1 protein-coding gene is annotated in these 332 nt (G+C 56.0%); it reads right to left on the reverse strand.

Annotated features, from left to right (window positions below; genetic code table 11):
• Positions 1 to 78: 78 nt before the first annotated feature.
• A partial coding sequence (locus E5Q11_RS17900; RefSeq protein WP_210426339.1) for a hypothetical protein occupies positions 79 to 332 on the reverse strand: 254 nt, incomplete at its 5' end.

Consider the following 332-nt stretch of genomic DNA (forward strand, 5'->3'; position numbering starts at 1 on the left):
TAACGAATAGCTAAGCGGCGCCCTGACAAGGGCGTCCGGTGGACGGCCGCCAGGCCGGGAACGAATTTGAGCGACTGGTTAGGCGGCACCTGACCAAAATGCCTCACCCTGCGTCTCGATGAGATTGGCGACCTCCGCCGAGATAGTGTCGTAGTGTGATTTCGGATGAACCACCTCATTTCCCGGCTGATAGTTGGGCAAGCCGAATTCAAACCAATGATCGCGTCCAGGCCTCTCGGCCCCCAATCTGAGGCGATTTCCGATTTCACTCACCTTAGCTTTATTGGGACCGCTAAATCGAGTCCCTTCTGGCCCACAGTTTCCGATTTCCA

This window comes from Marinobacter confluentis (assembly GCF_004785685.1).
Classification (GTDB): Bacteria; Pseudomonadota; Gammaproteobacteria; order Pseudomonadales; family Oleiphilaceae; genus Marinobacter; species Marinobacter confluentis.